This window comes from Clostridium sp. 'deep sea' (genome assembly GCF_014931565.1).
Classification (GTDB): domain Bacteria; phylum Bacillota; class UBA994; order PWPR01; family PWPR01.
In genome coordinates, this window is the sequence record NZ_CP063353.1 from 3587031 (window position 1) to 3606333 (window position 19303).

Sequence of the window (19303 nt, forward strand, 5' to 3'; positions counted from 1 at the left end):
ATTCTCTAACAGTAGTTAAGTTTCTTTAAGTGAATATAAATGTTAAAATACTGATTTAAGATATTATTTAAATCAGTATTTTTTGATTTACTAAAGTTAAAAAAATAATAATTACTTGAAAATAAATGAAACATATTTCCTTTTTCAATCGTGTACATGGTGCAAGGAGGAAAACATGAACAGAAGTGATATATATCAAAATATAAATAACATTAATAAAATTGTTGAAGACTATTCAGATATGGTCTTACGATTGGCATACATGTATGTAAAAAACATTTCCGATGCAGAAGATATAACACAAGAGGTATTTATAAAATTTTTTAATTCAAAAATAGAGTTTAGGGATAAAGAGCATATAAAAGCTTGGTTAATTACAGTTACCAAAAACGCAGCTAAAGATAACGTAAAGTCTTGGTGGAAGAGAATGACATCAATCTTTGAGGATAACTTTACGGTAACAGATAATTACTTTGGTAGTGATGTTATAAAGCAAGTTCTCGACTTGCCCCTTAAATACCGAGATATTATTTACTTATATTACTATGAAGGATATTCAACAGTTGAAATAGCAAAAAAACTTAGTATGAAAGAGGCCACTGTAAGAACCAGATTAAGTCGTGGTAGGTCACTTCTTAAAATAGAATTAGGAGGGTTAGTATGAAAAATAACTTAAATGATTTTAATAAAATAAAAGCAAGTGACAATTTAAAGCAAAGAATTTTAAATTCTGTAATATATGAAGAAGATAGAAAGGTAAAAAAAATGAAAACATATAATAATGTAAAGAAAAAAAGAGCATTTGCTCCAATGATAGCTGTTATACTTATAGCTTTTAGTAGTCTTATGGTGTATGGAGTAACTAAACTTGAATATTTTAAAAGCTATTTTGGTGAGAGCATTTATTTAGTAAAAGAAGATGTGTATCAAGATATATTAACTGTAAAGAATGACAATTATACTGTAACTTTAGAGGCTGTATTAGCTGATGATTATAGATTATCATCTGTAATTTCAATTAAGGCTAATAAAAAAGAGCTTATAACAACATTAGATTCTATGAAAAAAAATATTAAACTGCAAAGAAAAGAAAATGGAATTATAGCATACACCTATGGTGTTAAAGAATTAAAGCAACACGATACTGAAGACACTAAGTACTTTTTAATTAATACTGTAGCCTTAAGTAATAAGCTAACAGACATTGTTAAATTGAGTGTTAATGAAAAATTAGTATTAAATATTCCTACAAAAAGTACTCTTAACTACAAAACAATAAATATTGATAGTAAGTATTATAAAGACTCAGATTATGTACCCAAAAAAATAACAGTTTCTCAAATTGGTTTAATGGTAGAAGGTTTTGAAAACAAAGTACAACACCAAATACCAAATCCTCAGGTAACATTAGTGTTTGAGAATAATAAAAAAGTTGTTGTTTGGGATGGTGGTCCCGATGAAATGACTATGACGGGTTATAGAGATGATAAAGAGCAAAATAACTCAACAACTGTTTTTTGTAGTTTTCCTAATATAGTTGATGTGAATAAGTTAACAAAAGTAATAGTAGATAATCAAGACTATATCATACAATAAAAGCAATTAGGGACATGGTAAGGTACATACTATGTCCCTAATTGGTTTAAATGTTTTTTTACATGTTAATTATAAATCCTTCTTTACAAATATTTCATAAAAACTTATTATAAAACATAGTAGATTAAAATTGCTTTGAGTAAACTAAATTACTTGTAAAATTTTTTTACTTATTTTATTACCAAGTAGTAAAGAAAGGGTTTTGTAACATGGCTGAAAATAAATATAATAACAACATAAATAATTCGAAAATTATATTGAGTAATAATACTGTGTATGATCATAACACCAATAAAACAGTTTATGAAAATAATAGCCATGAACCTCTTAATACAGGATTAGTACTTAATGACAAGTATCAGCTAATAGATATACTTTCTAACAATACCGGAGAAGCAGCTATTTACTTGTGTTTATATAATAATCAAAACTATGTTGCCAAAATATATTTTAAGAGTCATAAACATAAACAAGAAATCTCAAAGCGTATAAACAATGTTAATTCAAATTATGTTATTAAAATTTTAGAAGAGGGCTGGCTGGGCGAACGTTTTTACGAAATAATGCCTTACTACCATCAAGGAGATTTATTACAGGCAGGAAAAATAGATTATAAAACCCTAAAAAATTTAATAATACCTTGCATTAATGAAGGATTAAAAGATATTCACCAAATAGGAGTTTTACATAGAGATATAAAGCCTAATAATATTTTTTTTAACGATACTAAAAGCAAAGTAATTTTAGGCGACTTTGGTATAAGTACAACCTTAAAGAATGAAAATAGCGTTGTATATACCTCGGTTGCAAGAACACTTGGTTATGCCTCTCCGGAAACAGCACATGGTTATTTTTCTAAGGAGTCAGACTACTACGCTTTTGGTATTACCATACTGCATCTTGCTTTAGGAAAAAGCCCCTTTTTAAATATGACAGAGCAGCAAATAGTGTTTAATACCCTAAATAAAGCAATTGAAATACCCAAAACAGTAGAGCTTTCACTAGCCTACTTAATAAAAGGCCTTACCCTAAAAGATAGAACACAACGTTGGGGATACAACGAGGTTGTAAAATGGTTAAAAGGAAATCCTATAAAACTAGTAAATAGCTATAATATAAAACCCCAAAATGTTTATGTATTTGAGGCAAATAGTTATACTAACTTAGGTGAACTTGCTATAGGCTTAGCTCATAGCTGGCAGCAGGCTAAAAAACATTTGTACCGGGGACTAATACAAGACTTTTTAAAACAGCATGGTCAAGACCTAGTATCTAAGTGTATAGATTGCACTAATGAAAAAAATAAAGATATAGGATTGTTTAAACTGCTTTATATACTTAACAAAGATTTGCCTTTATGCTGGCGAGGACAAACCTTTAAGACACTAAAAGATTTAGGTACATTAATTAATTCTCAATTGCCAACAATTCAAGAAAGATATCTGACTATGTTACAAAGTAAAGTCTTATCTCACTATATGCAAATAAAAGGATTTAATGCAAGTAAAATAGCCAGTGTAAGGTATATTGAAAAACTAGCTCAAACAAATAAGGTTAAGGCTTATTTAAAATTAAGTTACTTGTTAACAAATAATAGTCAATTTAAATTTCAAGATAAAAGCTTTTATAAGCTTAACGATTTACTAATATATTTAAAACAGCAGCAAAATTATCTACAAACTAATGTTAATATCTTAAACAAGAGCCTGTACTTTTTAACTTGGTTAGAGCAATTAGGTTTTATAGAGCAGTTAAAAAGTTTTGAAAAGAATCAAATAGATATATTTTCTCTTTTAGAGAGCTGTGTTATTAATAAACAGCTTGTACGTGATTTATATATCATAAAATTAAGTAAAACAAAGCAATATTACCTATATAAAAACCTTAACTCGTACAATTTTATAAACTCTCAAGCTTTCCAGTTATTAAAAAACATTACTACTTTACAATTTAATAATGAGCTTTGTATAGCTAATCTTAAACAAAATGAGTTAAAACTAAGCCAATATTTTGAGCAATTTTTAGGGTTATATCAAAATAATCCTTTACTATATGGCTTAAAAGAATACCCTATTACAGCTAAAAACCTAGAGAATAATTTAGTAAATAATAGTCCTCTAGAGTTTTCTAAGCAAAACGAAATTAAAGAGCACATTCAACAATGGTCTCAAGAGGCTAAAAAAATTGCCCATAACAATATATCTACTATAAAAAAAGATAACGCTTTACTTGTTAAAAGAAGAGAAGTTATATTTACACCAAAAATTTTAGTAGTATTTAAAATGTTGATTTCAGTTATAACAGTTTTAATAGCAACTAGGTATTTATGGTCTGCCAAAAACATTTTTAGTACGACAACTTCTAGTACAGTTATCTCATTATATATTTGTTTATTAGTTTTATGTTTATTTAGTGTGCACAAAATAGGTAAAACAGTAGTTTGGCTTAATTATAAAAAACAGTATAAAGCTATTAACTCCCAAATTAAACAACTACAACAGTTTTTTACAGATGAATACCTTAATAATAACAAGCTAAAAATTGAACATTACTTTAATCATATTAAGGATAATAGTGGTGAACTTTTTGTTCATAAACAACAAAAGTTATTAAACATAAATAGGCTATTGAATGAGAGAAAAACAATAATTTATAAAGCAAATATGCCCTTAGTAAAACTAAAATATGCCTTAGTGATATTTGTTTTAATTATTTCAGCTATATACACTAGTGGCAGTTTGCCAACATATATTCAAAAATTTCAGCAAGTTACAGGTTTACAGCTTAAAACAGCACAAACATACGTATACTATCAGCCAAAAATTAAAGCCAATGTAAGAGATAAAGGCTCACTCACTGGGCAGGTATTATTTGTAGTATCTAAAGATCAAAAATTAAAGTACTTAAACCAACAAACACAAGATAATGAAGGTAGAGTTTGGTATTACGTTGAAACCCAAAAAGGCAAAGGATGGATTTGTAAAAAAATAATAAAGCCTATTGAATAGTAAAACTATTAACATATTAAGTTGCCTACTTTATAATAGAATATACTTATAGCTATATACAGGGCTAATAATAGAATACTATTTAAATAGGGAGAAAAACAAAATGACAATAGTAGTTAACTCATTAGTACAGGCTTTAATTAATTTAGTTATTTTTTCAGCAGTCCCGTTTATATGGTGGTTAATATTTTATAGAGAAACCACTAACTTTTTTAGCTTTGTGGGTTTACACAAAATCAAAATAAAAAATACGCAAAAATACGCGTTAGTTTTTATAGCTTTAATTTTATTTTCATTAATTTTTGTAATGCTAGTTAAATACAGCCCAAGTCTTAACCAAAACTCAGCAACTACTAATATAGAGGGTACAGGGGTAATATACATAATAGCTGCATTACTGTTTTCATTTGTAAAAACTGCATTAGCTGAAGAAATCTTGTTTAGAGGTTTTATAGCAAAAAGAATGATAAGCCGTTTTGGGTTTAAACTAGGTAATATAATTCAGTGCTTTATATTTGGTGTATTGCATGGAATCTTATTTTACAAATTAGTAGGTTTAATAACAGCTATACTCATAACCCTGTTAATTAGTGTAAGTGCCTGGTTTAGTGGCTGGATTAATGAAAAACAATCTGGAGGGTCAATAATATCAAGTTGGTTATTACACGGCATATCTAACTTTATAGCCAGTTTAGTAGCATTAATTTAAATAATTTTTACGCTGGGCTTTTAATTATGGCCTAGCGTTTGTATATGTAGAAATATTTGGTTGATAGCAAGTTATATCAATTGTTATAATAAAAGTATAAACAAATATAGGGGTTGGTGTGGTGTTAAGCAATATCTTAAAATTAGTTTTTTACTTATCTTCTTTTGCACCTGTTGGTTTGGCCTTTTCTTTTGTTATGTATCAGCAGCAAAACTATAACAATGCTTTGAGATCTTTGTTAGTAAGCTTAGCCTTTATAGTTATGGCTTATGTAATAACCTTTATTGGTAAAAATAAATGCATTTCTTACACCATAAAGGTTACTGGTGTTCAAGACGATAGTAAAGCCTTATTTGTTTATGTTGTAAGCTACATATTACCCTTTGTTACTTTAGTGGTTAAAAACATCAACATAAATAATACCATGTTATTTGCTTTTATAACATTAATAATGATAATTGTGTATTTCACTAATATGCGCTTTGTTAATCCACTGCTCTTTATTATAGGATACAGATTTTACTTAGTGTCTATAGAAAATGGGGTAGATAACCTACTAATCAGCAAAAAAAATTATCGCAATAGCAATAATATTACACGAGCAACTCGTTTGTTTGAAGGAATACTTATTAACTAAGGGGGTAACATATGTTTACTAATAGTAACTTTTATATAATGTTGGGTAAAAGAGATAAACCAGAGTATCAAGTTTTAACTATGGATAAAACTAGTCAAAATGTTTTAGCAACAACTTTTACAGCTCTTTGTAATAGCTTCCTAAAAACACACAAGCTAATTAAGTTTAATGGTAAATACAAGCCCGAGCAGCATGAACTACTGTACATAAATAACTTTAGCCTTAACCCCCACATAATTAATTGCCTAGCAAACGATATTACCCTAAACAGCTATACACCTAAAAACAAACATAAAATAAGGTCAGTATTTAGTGGCTATAAAACTAATAGCAGTTATGTATTGGCATTTCAATATTTTCATAAAGAGCAGCACCTAACAAATAAGGGTCTGCAATTTTTTTATAGTAAGGATACCTTTTCTATTGAAAAAAAACAGGGCATAAGTATATTAAATAAACTAGACTGTCTCTATAAAAACAATACCTTGTACTTTAAATCCTTTATAATTACCAATAGAATACTTAATCTCTCTAAATACTACCGAGTAGCAACAAATGATGACTTACAGGTTTTTAGCCAGCTTAAAGAGCTTTATTTCGATCAAAATATAAACCTTAAAGACTTAAGTGACACAATCATTCGCAGAAAAATTGCAGAGCTACTCGATTATAACTTTTTTACTAACTTTACCGTAAAGCAAATAAAAAAAGAGGCAAAAGAGATCGGTTATGATATTCATAGCAAAAACAATAAAATAGTAATACCCAATACTCGTAAAGAACTAAAAACTCTAGTTAAATTCTTAAGTAACGAGGTATATAAAGGTGCTTTTGATAAAAAACTGCGGGAGAGTAACTCTTCTCGATATTTAATGTAATTATATTAGTTAATAATAAAAAGAATATATACTTATAGTAAAATTACTTGTGGAGAACCTTGGGGTTCTCCTAAAATGTTTTTAAACATTGACATAATAAAATTAACATGATATAACAAGTATGAAATGTATAACTTGTATGACTTTGGGGGAGGACTATATGATAATAAAAATAATACTAATCTTGTTATTGCTATTATTAGCTTTGGCAGGTCTTTACGTATATAACAACTTAAACTATTATAAAAAGCCAAAAAAGCAAACTCAAAAGGCTGGATTTGTGGAAAAACAAATACAGCTACCTAATGGTACGGTACTTAACTATGGTGAAGGACCTAATAATGGACTTTCACTTATGTTAATACATGCACAAACAGCTGCTTGGCAGGACTACGAACCAGTATTACCAGAGCTATCTAAACACTTTCATATTTATGCCATTGATTGTCATGGGCATGGTAAGTCTAGCAAAGATCCTAGTAAGTACAGTGCCGAAGAAATGGGCAAGGATTTTATTTGGTTTATAAAAAACGTAATTAAACAACAAACAATTGTATCTGGGAACTCATCAGGAGGTTTATTAGCGGCTTGGCTCGCAGCCAATTCTCCCGAAAATGTACAGGCTATTGTTTTAGAGGATCCTCCTTTTTTTTCATGTGAGGCTAATCGTTGTGAAAAGAGCTTTGCTTGGATTGATTCATTTCAACCTATGCATGAGTACCTAAAACAAACAGAACAAACAGACTATGTAATGTACTATATCAAGAATTGTCATTGGTTAAAGTACTTTGGTAATGGTAGAGAAGGAATAATAAACTACGCCCAAAAATATCGTGAAAAACACCCTAACAAAAAGCTACAGTTTTTCTTTTTGCCACCTAGCATTAATAAAACTTTTAGATTTTTAGATTACTACGACCCTCGGTTTGGTGATGGCTTTTATGATTGCTCATGGCTCAAAAACTTTAATCACGCTGAAACCTTAGCTAAAATAAACTGTGATTCGGTTTTAATACACGCTAATTTTAAGTATGAAAACGATATATTATTGGCAGCAATGGATAACAAAGATGCTCAAAAAGCCAGTTCATTAATAAAAAATAATGAACTAATAAAAGTAAATGCTAGTCACGTAGTACATAGCCATAAACCACAGCTATTTATTAAAATAATGAAAGATTTTTTAGGTAAACTGCAGAGTTAAGCCGTAAGGGTTTAGTTTGACTTTATAAAAAAAACTGTATAGTATAAAACATATAACTACTACTAAATGATTTATGTGAGGGGGGTAAGTTTTATGAAAGCACCAGAAGGAAAACATGTTTTTGGAACAGTTAAAGTTGGCTCTAAGGGGCAAATTGTTATTCCCAAAGAAGCCAGAGATATTTTTAATATTAAGCCAGGTGATACCTTACTATTACTTGGAGATGAAAAGCAGGGTATTGCGATAGTAAAAAACGAGATATTTACAAACTTTGCTTATGATATATTAAGGGCTCAAGATAAAGAACCTATAGAAGATGATTAATAGGTGTTAATACATGAAAGAGTTATTAATGATTACTGTATCCTCATTAATTATTCATAGTGCAGGATACGATAAAGAAAATAAAGTAGTTTTTATCAGGTTTTTAAAAAACAGCTCACTATATTGTTATTTTAATGTACCTTATAGTATTTTTAATGATTTAATTAACTCATCTTCGGTGGGCTCTTATTTCACTAAAAACATAAAAAATGTATATCAATATCAAAAACTCGAATAACATCAATATAAGTAAAGCGATTGCCTTTTAGCAGTCGTTTTTTTAGCTTTAAACCACTAGTGCAAAGCTTATAACTTAGTGAATCTAGTGTATTGACAGTTGATTGTATCCGTGGTATAACTGGTATAATAAGTCATACATGTATTACTAGTATGAAAAATCGAGCAATTTGCTGGAGGTGTTAATAGTGAAAGCAATAGAAATAAAAAACCTAACCAAAAAATATAAAGAACATTGTGCTGTAAACTCACTAAACTTAAGCATAAAAAAAGGAGAGTTTTTTGCTTTGCTTGGCCAAAATGGTGCCGGTAAAACTACGACCATAAAAATGTTATGTTGTTTACTAACTGCAACCAGTGGTGACGCCATTTTATTAGGGGATAGCATAATAAATAATAGCGAGGCAGTTAAACAAAAAATAAACGTATCTCCTCAAGAAACAGCAGTAGCTCCTAATTTAACAGTCAAAGAAAACCTCGAGATGTTTGCCCAAATTTACGGTAGCAATAAAAAACAAGCCAAACAAAAGGCAAGTGAAATGATAAAAACATTTTCACTTAGTGAAAAAGCTAATACCAGAGCAAAATCATTATCTGGTGGAATGCAAAGAAGATTAAGCATTGCTTTAGCCTTAATCTCTAACCCTCAAATTATATTTTTAGATGAACCAACGTTGGGTTTAGATGTACGCGCAAGACGAGAGCTGTGGAAACATATTAAAAGCCTTAAAGGAAAAATAACTATAGTATTAACAACCCACTATCTCGAAGAAGCCGAAGCCCTAGCAGATAGAATAGCTATTATGCATAATGGTAACCTACAAGCCTTAGGTACCGTAAATGAAATAAAAGAGCAAACAAATGAGCAATCACTTGAGGAAGCATTTTTAAAACTAACAGATATGGAGGTAATATAATGAAAAGCCTAGCCTTTGCCTCACGTAATCGTAAAGAAATTTTAAGAGATCCCTTAACTATCATAATAGGTATGGGTTTACCCGTAATACTACTAGTGTTATTATCTATAATGCAAAAAAGCATACCTAATAACCTCTATAATATTGAAAAACTAGCACCAGGGATTGCCGTTTTTAGCTTTTCGTTTATATCATTATTCACTGGTATGTTAATAGCGAAAGACCGTAGCAGTAGTTTTTTAATGAGAGTATTTGCTTCACCTTTAACAGCCCAAGAATATATCTTAGGTTATACTATTCCAGTACTGCCAATTGCCTTGTTACAAATAATAATTTGTTTCACAACAGCCTTTTTCTTTGGCTTAAACTTTGCCTTAAGCGTAATAGCAGCTAGTCTAGTATTAATGCTAATATCCTTGCTTTATATAGGCTTTGGCTTACTGTTTGGAGTAGTATTAACAGATAAACAAGTAGGAGGATTTTTCGCCATCTTTGTTAACATAACAACATGGCTAAGCGGAACATGGTTTGAGTTAAGCCTAGTAGGGGGCATGTTTAAGAAAATAGCCTACACTCTACCATTTGCACACGCTGTAGATGCCGTAAAATATACCCTAGCAGGTAACTACAATCAAATACTTACCCCAATGTTATGGGTGGCTGTTTATACAGTAGTGGTATTTGTGTTGGCTATAGCTATATTCAATAAAAGACTAAAAGCCTAAGAACCATTAAAAATGCTTGCTCTCGGCGTTGTACGCATTTTACAACTTAACTGTATTGCGTTTACCTGCAAAACTACTAGTGCCTAAACAGCAAAGATTTTTAACAATTCTTTGAGTTTGCAAACGTTGGAGACGGGTGATTTTGTTCGTTTTTCGAACAAAATCACCCGTCCCCAGCGTTCGTTATTTTAAAATATTAAAAAGCAACTACAAAATGTGTTATTATAATAGCGATAATGAAAACGTAAGGAGAAAATCAATGACCAATATCCCAAATTGCCCAAAATGCAATTCAGAATATACCTACGAAGATGCAGCAATGTATGTCTGCCCCGAGTGTTCTCACGAGTGGCCAATAGAAGTAGCTGAGGCTGTTGCTGAAGAAAACGTAGTTAAAGATGCCAACGGCAATATTCTTAACGATGGCGACTCAGTAACTATAATAAAAGACCTAAAAGTAAAAGGCTCATCATCAGATCTTAAAAGAGGAACAAAGGTAAAAAACATTCGCCTAGTAGAAGGCGATCACAATATAGATTGTAAAATAGATGGCTTTGGAGCAATGAAATTAAAATCGGAGTTTGTGAAAAAACTGTAAATTATTAAGGTAAGTTAAATTTGAATAAAAAAGATGTGTTTTGTAGTGGGGCAGTCGCGAAGTAATAGCTTTGTTTTTGTTGTTTACTAAACATATAGTATAAGTTGTCTGTCAGTAGGGAGTCACCTCTGTGTGATTCCGTTGTGGATACTTAGTTAACGTGTATTTAAGTACAATATATTGAGAGTGCACAATATAAAAAAAAGTACAGTCTCAAACTGAAGAAAAATCTGTTACCCTACTATTCATTGATATATTGATTTCCCCCCAAAACAGACCATTATTAATGATCTGTAGCAAGATTATATTGCATCTGATTTTCATTTTAATATAAGCTTCATTACAGCGTGTCTATCGAACAAAATCTTCGATTGTGCGAACGCTGGGGACGGGTAATTTTGTTCGTTTTCCGAACAAAATTACCCGTCCCCAGCGTTCGTAAATTACATAAATTAGTTTATATTAAAATATATATCAATTAAGTGCTTTGTTTTAAAATTCCTTAACTAAAAAATGACGGTTCTTTGCCAATTTCGCCTATTGTTTGCCAATGACGCTTTTTAAGTGATTCTAAGGAGCGTTTTGCATACTTATCGAAATCTTCTTCATGTCCTGCTATAGCATTCACAGTGCACCGCACAGGCAATCCAACTATAAAACGTTTAATACATCCTTCATTACAGCGTGTACAACGAACAATATCTGCTATTTTTCCTGCAGCATACTTGTTTACCCATTCTGGATCAGCTATTTGTTGCCTACCTTGTGAAATCATATCTACGTCACCATTTCGAACTGCTTCTTCTGCTAATTTAGGATCATGAACTGATGGACAAATAAGTGGAATGTTTAATCCCTGTTTTACTATTTTAGCCTTAGGTAATACCTGACCCTCTTTACGGGGAATAAAGTCACTCATACATTCATAAGAGCCATCCGATAAATGAATAAAATTAGCACCAAAACTCTCTAATTTTTTAGCTACTTCATTAGCATACTTAGGAGTAATATCTCCTTCAATTTCTACTGAGGCACTAATTCTCACTCCAATTACAAAGTCAGGTCCTACATACTTTCTCATTGAATCAATGCTCTCTTTAATAATTCTTAGCTTGTTATCCAACGAACCACCATATTGGTCAGTTCTTTGATTTAACCTTGGTGAGATAAATGAATGTAAAAAGTATCCGTGTGGTGCATGAATCTCAACTCCATCAAATCCTGCTAACTTAGCACATTTAGCAGCGTAACCATAATCAGCTACTAGTTTGCTGATCTCTTCTTTTGTGATTTCTCTTGGTGTTTCTCCAATAATATGCATACCAGGTACATTACAAACTTGTTTAAATGCTTCTCTTGCATCATCACTAATTTTTTCATAATAACCTAGTGCTCTTGCTAAGGCGAGGGTAGGTTTTATATTTGTTGCAGAACCTAACCCTGTTATAAGTTTATCGTGACGTACATAATATCCAATAGGCGAAGCGGCTACTGGTTGAGGGGCTCCAAGATCACTTGTTCCTTGAGCACCAGGGCCAATAGATACTTGTGCAATAATCGTTGCCCCAAATGATTTAACATGCTCTACAAAATCAGCCATTTTAGGTACAAAAGTCTCATCGTAAATTGCTAAATTATTATACTTACGATATGTATTTGCAGTTTCGTGGTTAGAAGCTCTCATAGCTTCCACAATAATCATTCCAGTACCACCCATAGCTCTTGCAGCATAATAAGCTGCTTGTTGTTTACTAGGAAAATTCATAGGATCAGTATAATTCATATTCATTGGTGCCATAACCACCCTATTTTTAATAGTGTGGTTTCCTATTTTAATTGTTTGTAATAGAGGTTTTTCTTGATTGTACATAATTAGTTATCCTTTCATATTTGAGTATATTCGTATATTAGGAATTTCGTTATATTAGGCAAAAAAATAGTACTACATAAGTTTATTTAAGGTTAACAATAGTTGATTAACTTCTTCGCAGCTAAGTTTTTCGGTAAGTTGTAGTATTTTCTTTTGACGCATTGTAGTAATTTTAATTAAGGCATTATATCCTTTTTCAGTTAATGTTGAAACAACCATTCTTCTATCTTCGTCACTAGTTGTTCTAACTATATAGCCTTTTTTTACAAGGCGATCCATAGTTTTTGTTGGGGTGCTCACCGCAACTTCTAATTGCTGAGCAATTTCTTTGATAGTTTTTTCAGAATTTAAACCAATAGCATCCATAATACCAATTTCGGCAAGTGTAAGATTACCAATATCCATATCTGAGATTTCTTTGATAATATCTTTTTCAATAATACCAACCATTCTTTTAAGTTGCAGAAAAATGTTATCTAATCGATTGCTATTCATATTAAATCCCTTTCATCTATAAATATAACGAAATTCCTTATAATAATTGAATCTTATCATTTAATTATTTTATTGTCAAGAATGTTTCTTGTTGTTGATATTTTTTGGTAAATAAAATTGCTTCTCTTTAGCAACGTAGTGGAGGGCCTTGTGTTCTCCTTTTAATATTTACATAACTAACTTAAAAACTCCCCTTAAAAACGTACCATTAAGCCTACAAGCAGGGTCTGGCTCAATATGATTACCTGTAATAAAAATTATATAGGTAGCAAAACGCTAAAAGCACAAATAATCTAATAGCAAGAGGCCTGACCCTTTTATAAAGAGCTTAAACTACAGCATAAAAAAATATTAAAAAGAATAATATGATTAGTCAAACTTAAAGAGAAGGTTATTGTTTCCTTTTCTTTGAATGTCTAAAAATTCATTACATATAAGATATTTTAGCTTTTATTAAAAATTTCTTATAACAGTAATAGTTTTAATTGAACTAAAATAAGAAATATAATCTAATTTAATATATTATTAAATAAATGTATTTAAAAATAGTATATAATAGTATATAATTTTTTTGAACATATGTTATTTTTTATACTTTCATATTGTTATCTACATAATTTTACTGTTAAAAGAGATATAGGGGGTTGTATTATGGCTTTATTCGGAGACAAAAAGATTTGTGCATGTTGTAGTAAAGAATTAGGTTTAGTAAAGCACAAATTCGCTGAGGGTTACTTATGTGCAAATTGTTATAAAGATTGTAGTAATTCTGTAAAGAAAAATATATTAACTCAAACTTTAAGCGATATAAAACAAGGTATGAAAGATCAAATTGAAAACAAAAAAATGATTGACCAATTTAATTGTACAAAAAAATTTGGTACTTTTATTGAGTTTGATGAGAGCAAAAAACTTTGGTTAGTACCAGATGGTTTTTTAGGAAAGAAAGTAAATCCAACAATTTATAATTTTTCGGATATAGTAGAATTTGAGTTAATGGAAGATGGAGATTCTGTTGTAAAAGGTGGACTAGGTAGAGCTATAGTAGGAGGAGTTTTATTTGCAGGAGTTGGAGCTGTAGTAGGTGCTGCAACAGGAAAAAAGAAAGTTAAAAAAATTGTTAATAGCTTAAAGGTTAAAATAACAGTTAATGATTTAAATAATCCAACAATTTATATTAAATTACTAGCTGGCAAAACTAAAACTACTTCAATATTGTATAAAAACGCATATAACATTGCACAAGATATTATATCTACATTATCTGTAATAGCAAAGCAAAATGAAGTTGCAGTTACTACAGTTACTACCGATAGTACGGATGATAATAACACTATTTTTTGCAGAAAATGTGGAAATAAGATGCCATCAGATTCAGCATTTTGCAACAAGTGTGGAGAAAAAATAACTTAAAAAAATTAAAGAAGGGCTTAGGCTCTTTTTTTATTTTTACCTGTACCCAGTTTTTAAGATAGGCAATAGAGTCAGCTGAAACTGTTACCGAAGAAAACATAGTAAAGATGCTAAGCAATATTCTTAAAGATGGTGACTCAGTAGCCATAATAAAAGGATTAAAAGATAGGCTCATTATGAGACCTCAAAAGAGCAGCAAAGGTAAAAAATATTCACCTAGTAGACCGCGACCATAAGATTGATTGTAAAATTTGTGGTCTTGGAGTAATGGTATTAATAGTAATATGTGAAGAAGCTAGATTGAAAAAAGGTTTTTCATGTAATATGTAGAAAATATTTATTGGTAATCAAATCTAAATAAGAAAGGTGTTAGAAGATGTCAAAATCATATAGGTTATTTATTAGTCATTCTTGGAACTACAGTGATGCATATGATAAGGTTAACAAATTACTCAAGAACCAAAATATTAACTATTATAATCACTCAGTTCCTAAAAATAATCCAATACATACTAACGGTACAGATAAACAATTAAAAGCAGAAATCGAATCTAAAATTAAGGGCACTAGTTGTGTTTTAATACTGGCAGGAGTTTATTCAACATATAGTAAATGGATTAAAAAAGAAATAGATATTGCTAATTTATATGGAAAACCAATAATTGCAATTGAGCCATGGGGATCAAAAAATACATCGGTTATTGTAAAAAATAATGCAGATAAAATTGTAAGTTGGCAAGGAAAATCAATTGTATCTGCCATAAAAGAGTTGTGTAATTAAAAATGAAAAAAGCATTAATCATTGGAATAGATTATTATTCACAGGTAAGTAAATTGTATGGTTGTGTTAACGATGCATATGCAGTTAAATCCGTTCTAGAAAGACACAGTGATGGTACAAGAAATTTTGGAGTAAAATTAGAAGTATCTTTTAATGAAGATAACTTAATAACAAAATCAAGTTTAAAAGATCTTGTGAATGAATTGTTTAGAGATAGTAATGAAATAGCTTTATTTTACTATTCAGGACATGGATATATTGAGAGCATAGGGGGTTATCTAGTGACTTCAGAGTGCTTAAGAGGTGATGAAGGTTTATCTTTAAACGAGCTTTTACAAATTGTTAATGATTCACCAGCACGAAATAAGATTATAGTATTAGATACCTGTCATTCTGGTATAGCCGGAACTCCTAATATTAAAGAAGGTAGTGCTGTACTTAAAGAAGGAGTAACAATTCTTACAGCTTCTGCTGAAAATCAATATGCCATTGAAGAAAATGGAGAAGGAGTATTTACCCGTCTATTCGTAGATGCATTAAATGGTAGTGCAGCAAATCTTGTTGGTGATGTTACACCAGGGAGTGTATATGCACATATTGACCAATCTTTGGGTGAATGGCAGCAAAGACCAATTTTCAAAACTAATGTACGGAGTTTTGTTTCGCTTAGAAAGGTTCAAGCTCCTATAGATATTTCAGATTTACGAAAGATAACCGATTATTTTCCTGAAAAAGGTTGTTTGTATGATTTGGATCCAAGTTATGAGCCAGATAGCGAAAATCCAGATGAAGATAAAAATGAGATATTTTCTATACTTCAAAAGTTCAATAGAGTTAACCTCCTTGTTCCTGTAGGTACAGAGCATATGTATTACGCTGCAATGGAGAATAAAGCATGTAAACTAACAGTTCTGGGAGAACATTATTGGGAATTAGCAAAAAGTAATCTAATATAAAGGTTTACTAGTTATATATAATAAAAACAATATAAAACTCTGGAGCAGAAATATGCTCTTTTTTATTACACAAATTTAATAAAAATTAATGATTTTGTTTACAACACTAAATGTATAAAATATGTTAAAATATAACTGGAAATTATTAACTTTAAATTTATCTTATGATTTTATATAAAGACGGGAGAAATTGCTAATGCTTGAGAAACAGGTTATTTTACTTAAAGGCGAAGATAGAACATCAGAATTATTTAGTATACTGAATGTAGGTAAACATTATCTAGTAAAATTCATAAACTCATCAAAAGAATATAAGTACAAGTCAGAAGAAGTTAAAATATTAACAAATCCTAAAACTGTAAATATAAAAAATAAAGTATTTTACTATTATGGAATTTTGCAAAATGACATTTATAAAATAATTGAATTTGAAGATTACTATCGTGTGTTTTACTCAGCAGTAGATAAACATGGTAAAAATATTAATGAACTATGGATAAAAAGCTATGTAAACATAGAAAACTCAGTACGTGAATTAGACCTGAAAAACTCACTTGTTCATTACTGGAGAGAGTTATCACAATATATAAAGATAAAAGATAATGAATCCTTACTAAAAAGACATTTTGATAGGTTAACATACTTTAAAGAAGAATGTGTACTTAATACCTACATAAATAGATATGAAATTAAAAACAATAAATTAGAGAAAGATAAAATTATCTTTCCTTTTAAGTATAACCTAAGTCAGAAAAAAGCAGTTGAAAATGCCTTGTCAAACAATATATCAGTTATTGAGGGACCACCAGGTACAGGTAAAACTCAGACTATTCTTAATATAATAGCAAATCTTATAATGCAAAATAAAACTGTTGCTGTTGTATCAAGTAATAATGAAGCTATTAAAAATGTTAAAGAGAAACTAGCAAAGTATGATTATGATTTTATGGTTGCCTGTTTAGGAAATAGCATTAATCAAAAACATTTCTTTGAAAACATTCCTAAAATAAATATTCCAGAAATAAGTACAGATAACAATGAAAATAACATATTTACTAGAATAGTTAGTTTAAATAAAGATATTAATAATTTACTCAAAATAAATAATAAACTAGCAAATCTTAAACAAGAGTTACTTGCTTATGAAACAGAGAAAGAACATTTTATTAAGTTTTATGAGCATAAAAATGTTACTGAAATCAGAAAATTATCTTTCTATAAACAATCTTCAGATAAAATACTAAGCTTTATGGCTGAATACTTAATTGCAGAGAATAGAAATAAAGTGAGTAGTTTAACTAACAAGATTAAGTTGTTCATAAAATACGGTTTTTATAACTTTAAGTTATTAAATGATTCAGAAATTGATCTAGTTTTGAACTTACAAAAAAGATACTATATAGAAAAAACAAATCAACTTCAAAAAGATATAGAGGGTTTGCAATTATCTTTAAAGAGTAAATGTTTTGATAATTTGTTAAAAGAACATGAATCTTTATCTAATGAATTGTTTAAACAAAAGATTTCTAATAAATATAAGGGTAAAAACAAAAGAAAATATAATTATATAAATTATAAAAGAAAGATGAATGATTTTGCAAGTGATTTTCCTGTGATAATTAGCACAACTTATTCTATTTTAAATAGTAAAAGAAAAGATTATTTATTTGATTACATTATAATAGACGAGTCTTCACAAGTTGATTTACTAACAGGTGTTTTAGCATTTGCAAGTGCTGAAAATGCAGTAATTGTTGGTGATACAAAGCAATTACCTCAAATAATAAATAAAAACATAAAGAGTAAACTTGAAATACAATGTCCAGAGACGGATTTTGATTATTTTAAGCATAACATTTTATCATCTATTATCAATATTTATAAAGATAAGTTGCCTAGAGTCATTCTAAAAGAGCATTATAGATGTCACCCTAAAATTATTAACTTCTGTAATAAAAAATACTACAATGGTGAACTAATTCCATTTACTTCATCAAAGGATAATAATGCATTACACCTTTACAAAACTGTTGAGGGTAATCATACAAGAACTGTTACTCGAGGCAATGATAAAGGTAAATATAATCAACGTGAAATAGATGTTATTGTTGAGGAAGTACTTAAAAACCCTAATACATATGATAGAGATAAATCTATAGGAGTTGTTACACCTTATAGGAAACAAGCAAATAAAGTACAAGAAGCAACACCAGAATATATAGATTGTGATACAGTACATAAATATCAAGGTAGAGAAAAGTCTGTAATGGTTATGACATCAGTTTTAGATAATAAAGTTTCAAGCAAAAAATCTCTGAAATTTGCTGACAACCCTAACTTAGTTAATGTAGCTGTATCCAGAGCAAAAGAGAAATTTGTACTAGTTACAGATAAAACATTTTTCAATAATAATGGAACTGAGTTAAGAGATTTAATTAACTATATGGAGTATAACACCTTAGATAAAAATATAATTAACAGTAAAATAGTGTCTATATTTGATTTATTGTATAAAGATTTTTCCAAAAAACTATTACCATTACGTAATAAAATGGTGAGCATATCTAAATTTAAATCTGAAAACATAATGGCAACGTTGCTCAGTGAGATATTACAAGAGTCTGACTATTGTAGCTATGTCTTTAGGCATAGTGTTTTGCTTAAAAACATTTTTAAGAGTTTAGATTTATTGAGTGACGAAGAAAAAAAATATGTTAAAAATAACTCTTCTGTTGATTTTATAATATATAACAAGTTTAACAATATGCCTGTCTTAGCTATTGAAGTTGATGGCTTTGAATATCATGAGAACAACCCTGCCCAACAAGAACGTGATAACAAGAAGGATAGTATTTTTAAGAAGTATGAGCTACCGCTTCTGAGGTTAGCTACTAATGGAAGTGGTGAAAGAGAGAAGTTTAAAGACTTTTTTTACTCGATAGCAAAAAAATAACA

The 19303-nt window shown here is 29.7% G+C and carries 20 protein-coding genes; 18 read left to right on the forward strand and 2 right to left on the reverse strand.

Annotation, left to right across the window (positions count from 1 at the left end):
• Nucleotides 1–175: 175 nt before the first annotated feature.
• The 12 genes from IMX26_RS16580 to IMX26_RS16635 all read left to right on the forward strand — a co-directional run bounded on the left by IMX26_RS16580 (nt 176) and on the right by IMX26_RS16635 (nt 10833).
• Nucleotides 176–664 carry a sigma-70 family RNA polymerase sigma factor gene (locus IMX26_RS16580; RefSeq protein WP_195159469.1) on the forward strand — a complete coding sequence of 163 codons (489 nt, stop codon included), beginning with the start codon at nt 176–178 and terminating at the stop codon, nt 662–664.
• Nucleotides 661–1596, forward strand: coding sequence for a DUF4179 domain-containing protein (locus tag IMX26_RS16585; protein WP_195159470.1), 936 nt, complete (start codon nt 661–663; stop codon nt 1594–1596). Before IMX26_RS16580 ends, IMX26_RS16585 begins: the two co-directional genes overlap by 4 nt.
• A gap of 209 nt (nt 1597–1805) precedes the next feature.
• Nucleotides 1806–4604 carry a protein kinase gene (locus IMX26_RS16590; protein ID WP_195159471.1) on the forward strand — a complete coding sequence of 933 codons (2799 nt, stop codon included), beginning with the start codon at nt 1806–1808 and terminating at the stop codon, nt 4602–4604.
• A 103-nt stretch (nt 4605–4707) separates the two neighbouring features.
• Nucleotides 4708–5313, forward strand: coding sequence for a CPBP family intramembrane glutamic endopeptidase (locus tag IMX26_RS16595; protein WP_195159472.1), 606 nt, complete (start codon nt 4708–4710; stop codon nt 5311–5313).
• Between the two features lie 121 nt (nt 5314–5434).
• The gene (locus IMX26_RS16600) at nt 5435–5950 is read left to right on the forward strand and encodes a hypothetical protein (protein WP_195159473.1); all 516 of its coding nucleotides are present in this window, start codon (nt 5435–5437) and stop codon (nt 5948–5950) included.
• Between the two features lie 11 nt (nt 5951–5961).
• The gene (locus IMX26_RS16605; RefSeq protein WP_195159474.1) at nt 5962–6828 is read left to right on the forward strand and encodes a hypothetical protein; all 867 of its coding nucleotides are present in this window, start codon (nt 5962–5964) and stop codon (nt 6826–6828) included.
• A gap of 160 nt (nt 6829–6988) precedes the next feature.
• A complete protein-coding gene (locus tag IMX26_RS16610) occupies nt 6989–8032 on the forward strand; it encodes an alpha/beta hydrolase (protein ID WP_195159475.1) in 1044 nt (347 codons plus the stop codon).
• A 93-nt stretch (nt 8033–8125) separates the two neighbouring features.
• Nucleotides 8126–8356, forward strand: coding sequence for an AbrB/MazE/SpoVT family DNA-binding domain-containing protein (locus IMX26_RS16615; RefSeq protein WP_195159476.1), 231 nt, complete (start codon nt 8126–8128; stop codon nt 8354–8356).
• Nucleotides 8357–8369: 13 nt separating this feature from the next.
• Nucleotides 8370–8594: a KTSC domain-containing protein gene (locus tag IMX26_RS16620; RefSeq protein WP_195159477.1), complete on the forward strand. Its 225-nt coding sequence runs from the start codon at nt 8370–8372 to the stop codon at nt 8592–8594.
• A 187-nt stretch (nt 8595–8781) separates the two neighbouring features.
• Nucleotides 8782–9510 (forward strand): ABC transporter ATP-binding protein, encoded by a 729-nt coding sequence (locus IMX26_RS16625; RefSeq protein WP_195159478.1) that lies wholly within the window; start codon nt 8782–8784, stop codon nt 9508–9510.
• Entirely contained in the window at nt 9510–10235 is a 726-nt protein-coding gene (locus IMX26_RS16630; RefSeq protein WP_195159479.1) for an ABC transporter permease, read from the forward strand. The genes IMX26_RS16625 and IMX26_RS16630 overlap by 1 nt, the downstream gene beginning before the upstream one ends.
• A gap of 259 nt (nt 10236–10494) precedes the next feature.
• Nucleotides 10495–10833: a zinc ribbon domain-containing protein YjdM gene (locus IMX26_RS16635; RefSeq protein ID WP_195159480.1), complete on the forward strand. Its 339-nt coding sequence runs from the start codon at nt 10495–10497 to the stop codon at nt 10831–10833.
• A 502-nt stretch (nt 10834–11335) separates the two neighbouring features.
• Here the strand turns inward: IMX26_RS16635 and IMX26_RS16640 are convergent.
• Both IMX26_RS16640 and IMX26_RS16645 read right to left on the reverse strand, forming a co-directional pair.
• Nucleotides 11336–12703: an NADH:flavin oxidoreductase gene (locus IMX26_RS16640; RefSeq protein WP_195159481.1), complete on the reverse strand. Its 1368-nt coding sequence runs from the start codon at nt 12701–12703 to the stop codon at nt 11336–11338.
• A 72-nt stretch (nt 12704–12775) separates the two neighbouring features.
• A complete protein-coding gene (locus tag IMX26_RS16645; RefSeq protein WP_195159482.1) occupies nt 12776–13198 on the reverse strand; it encodes a MarR family transcriptional regulator in 423 nt (140 codons plus the stop codon).
• A gap of 651 nt (nt 13199–13849) precedes the next feature.
• On the opposite strand from IMX26_RS16645, the gene IMX26_RS16650 reads away from it, so the two are divergent.
• The 6 genes from IMX26_RS16650 (at nt 13850) to IMX26_RS16670 (ending at nt 19301) form a co-directional block, all read left to right on the forward strand.
• Nucleotides 13850–14611: a zinc ribbon domain-containing protein gene (locus tag IMX26_RS16650; protein ID WP_195159483.1), complete on the forward strand. Its 762-nt coding sequence runs from the start codon at nt 13850–13852 to the stop codon at nt 14609–14611.
• 107 nt (nt 14612–14718) lie between these two features.
• Nucleotides 14719–14847: a hypothetical protein gene (locus IMX26_RS18225; RefSeq protein ID WP_279324873.1), complete on the forward strand. Its 129-nt coding sequence runs from the start codon at nt 14719–14721 to the stop codon at nt 14845–14847.
• Nucleotides 14822–14941, forward strand: a complete 120-nt coding sequence (locus tag IMX26_RS18000; RefSeq protein WP_243259373.1) for a hypothetical protein — start codon at nt 14822–14824, stop codon at nt 14939–14941. Before IMX26_RS18225 ends, IMX26_RS18000 begins: the two co-directional genes overlap by 26 nt.
• A gap of 46 nt (nt 14942–14987) precedes the next feature.
• On the forward strand, nt 14988–15392 hold the full coding sequence (locus IMX26_RS16660; protein ID WP_195159484.1) for a TIR domain-containing protein: 405 nt from the start codon (nt 14988–14990) through the stop codon (nt 15390–15392).
• A 2-nt stretch (nt 15393–15394) separates the two neighbouring features.
• Nucleotides 15395–16348 carry a caspase family protein gene (locus IMX26_RS16665; protein ID WP_195159485.1) on the forward strand — a complete coding sequence of 318 codons (954 nt, stop codon included), beginning with the start codon at nt 15395–15397 and terminating at the stop codon, nt 16346–16348.
• 196 nt (nt 16349–16544) lie between these two features.
• Nucleotides 16545–19301: an AAA domain-containing protein gene (locus IMX26_RS16670; protein WP_195159486.1), complete on the forward strand. Its 2757-nt coding sequence runs from the start codon at nt 16545–16547 to the stop codon at nt 19299–19301.
• The last annotated feature ends 2 nt before the right edge of the window (nt 19302–19303 follow it).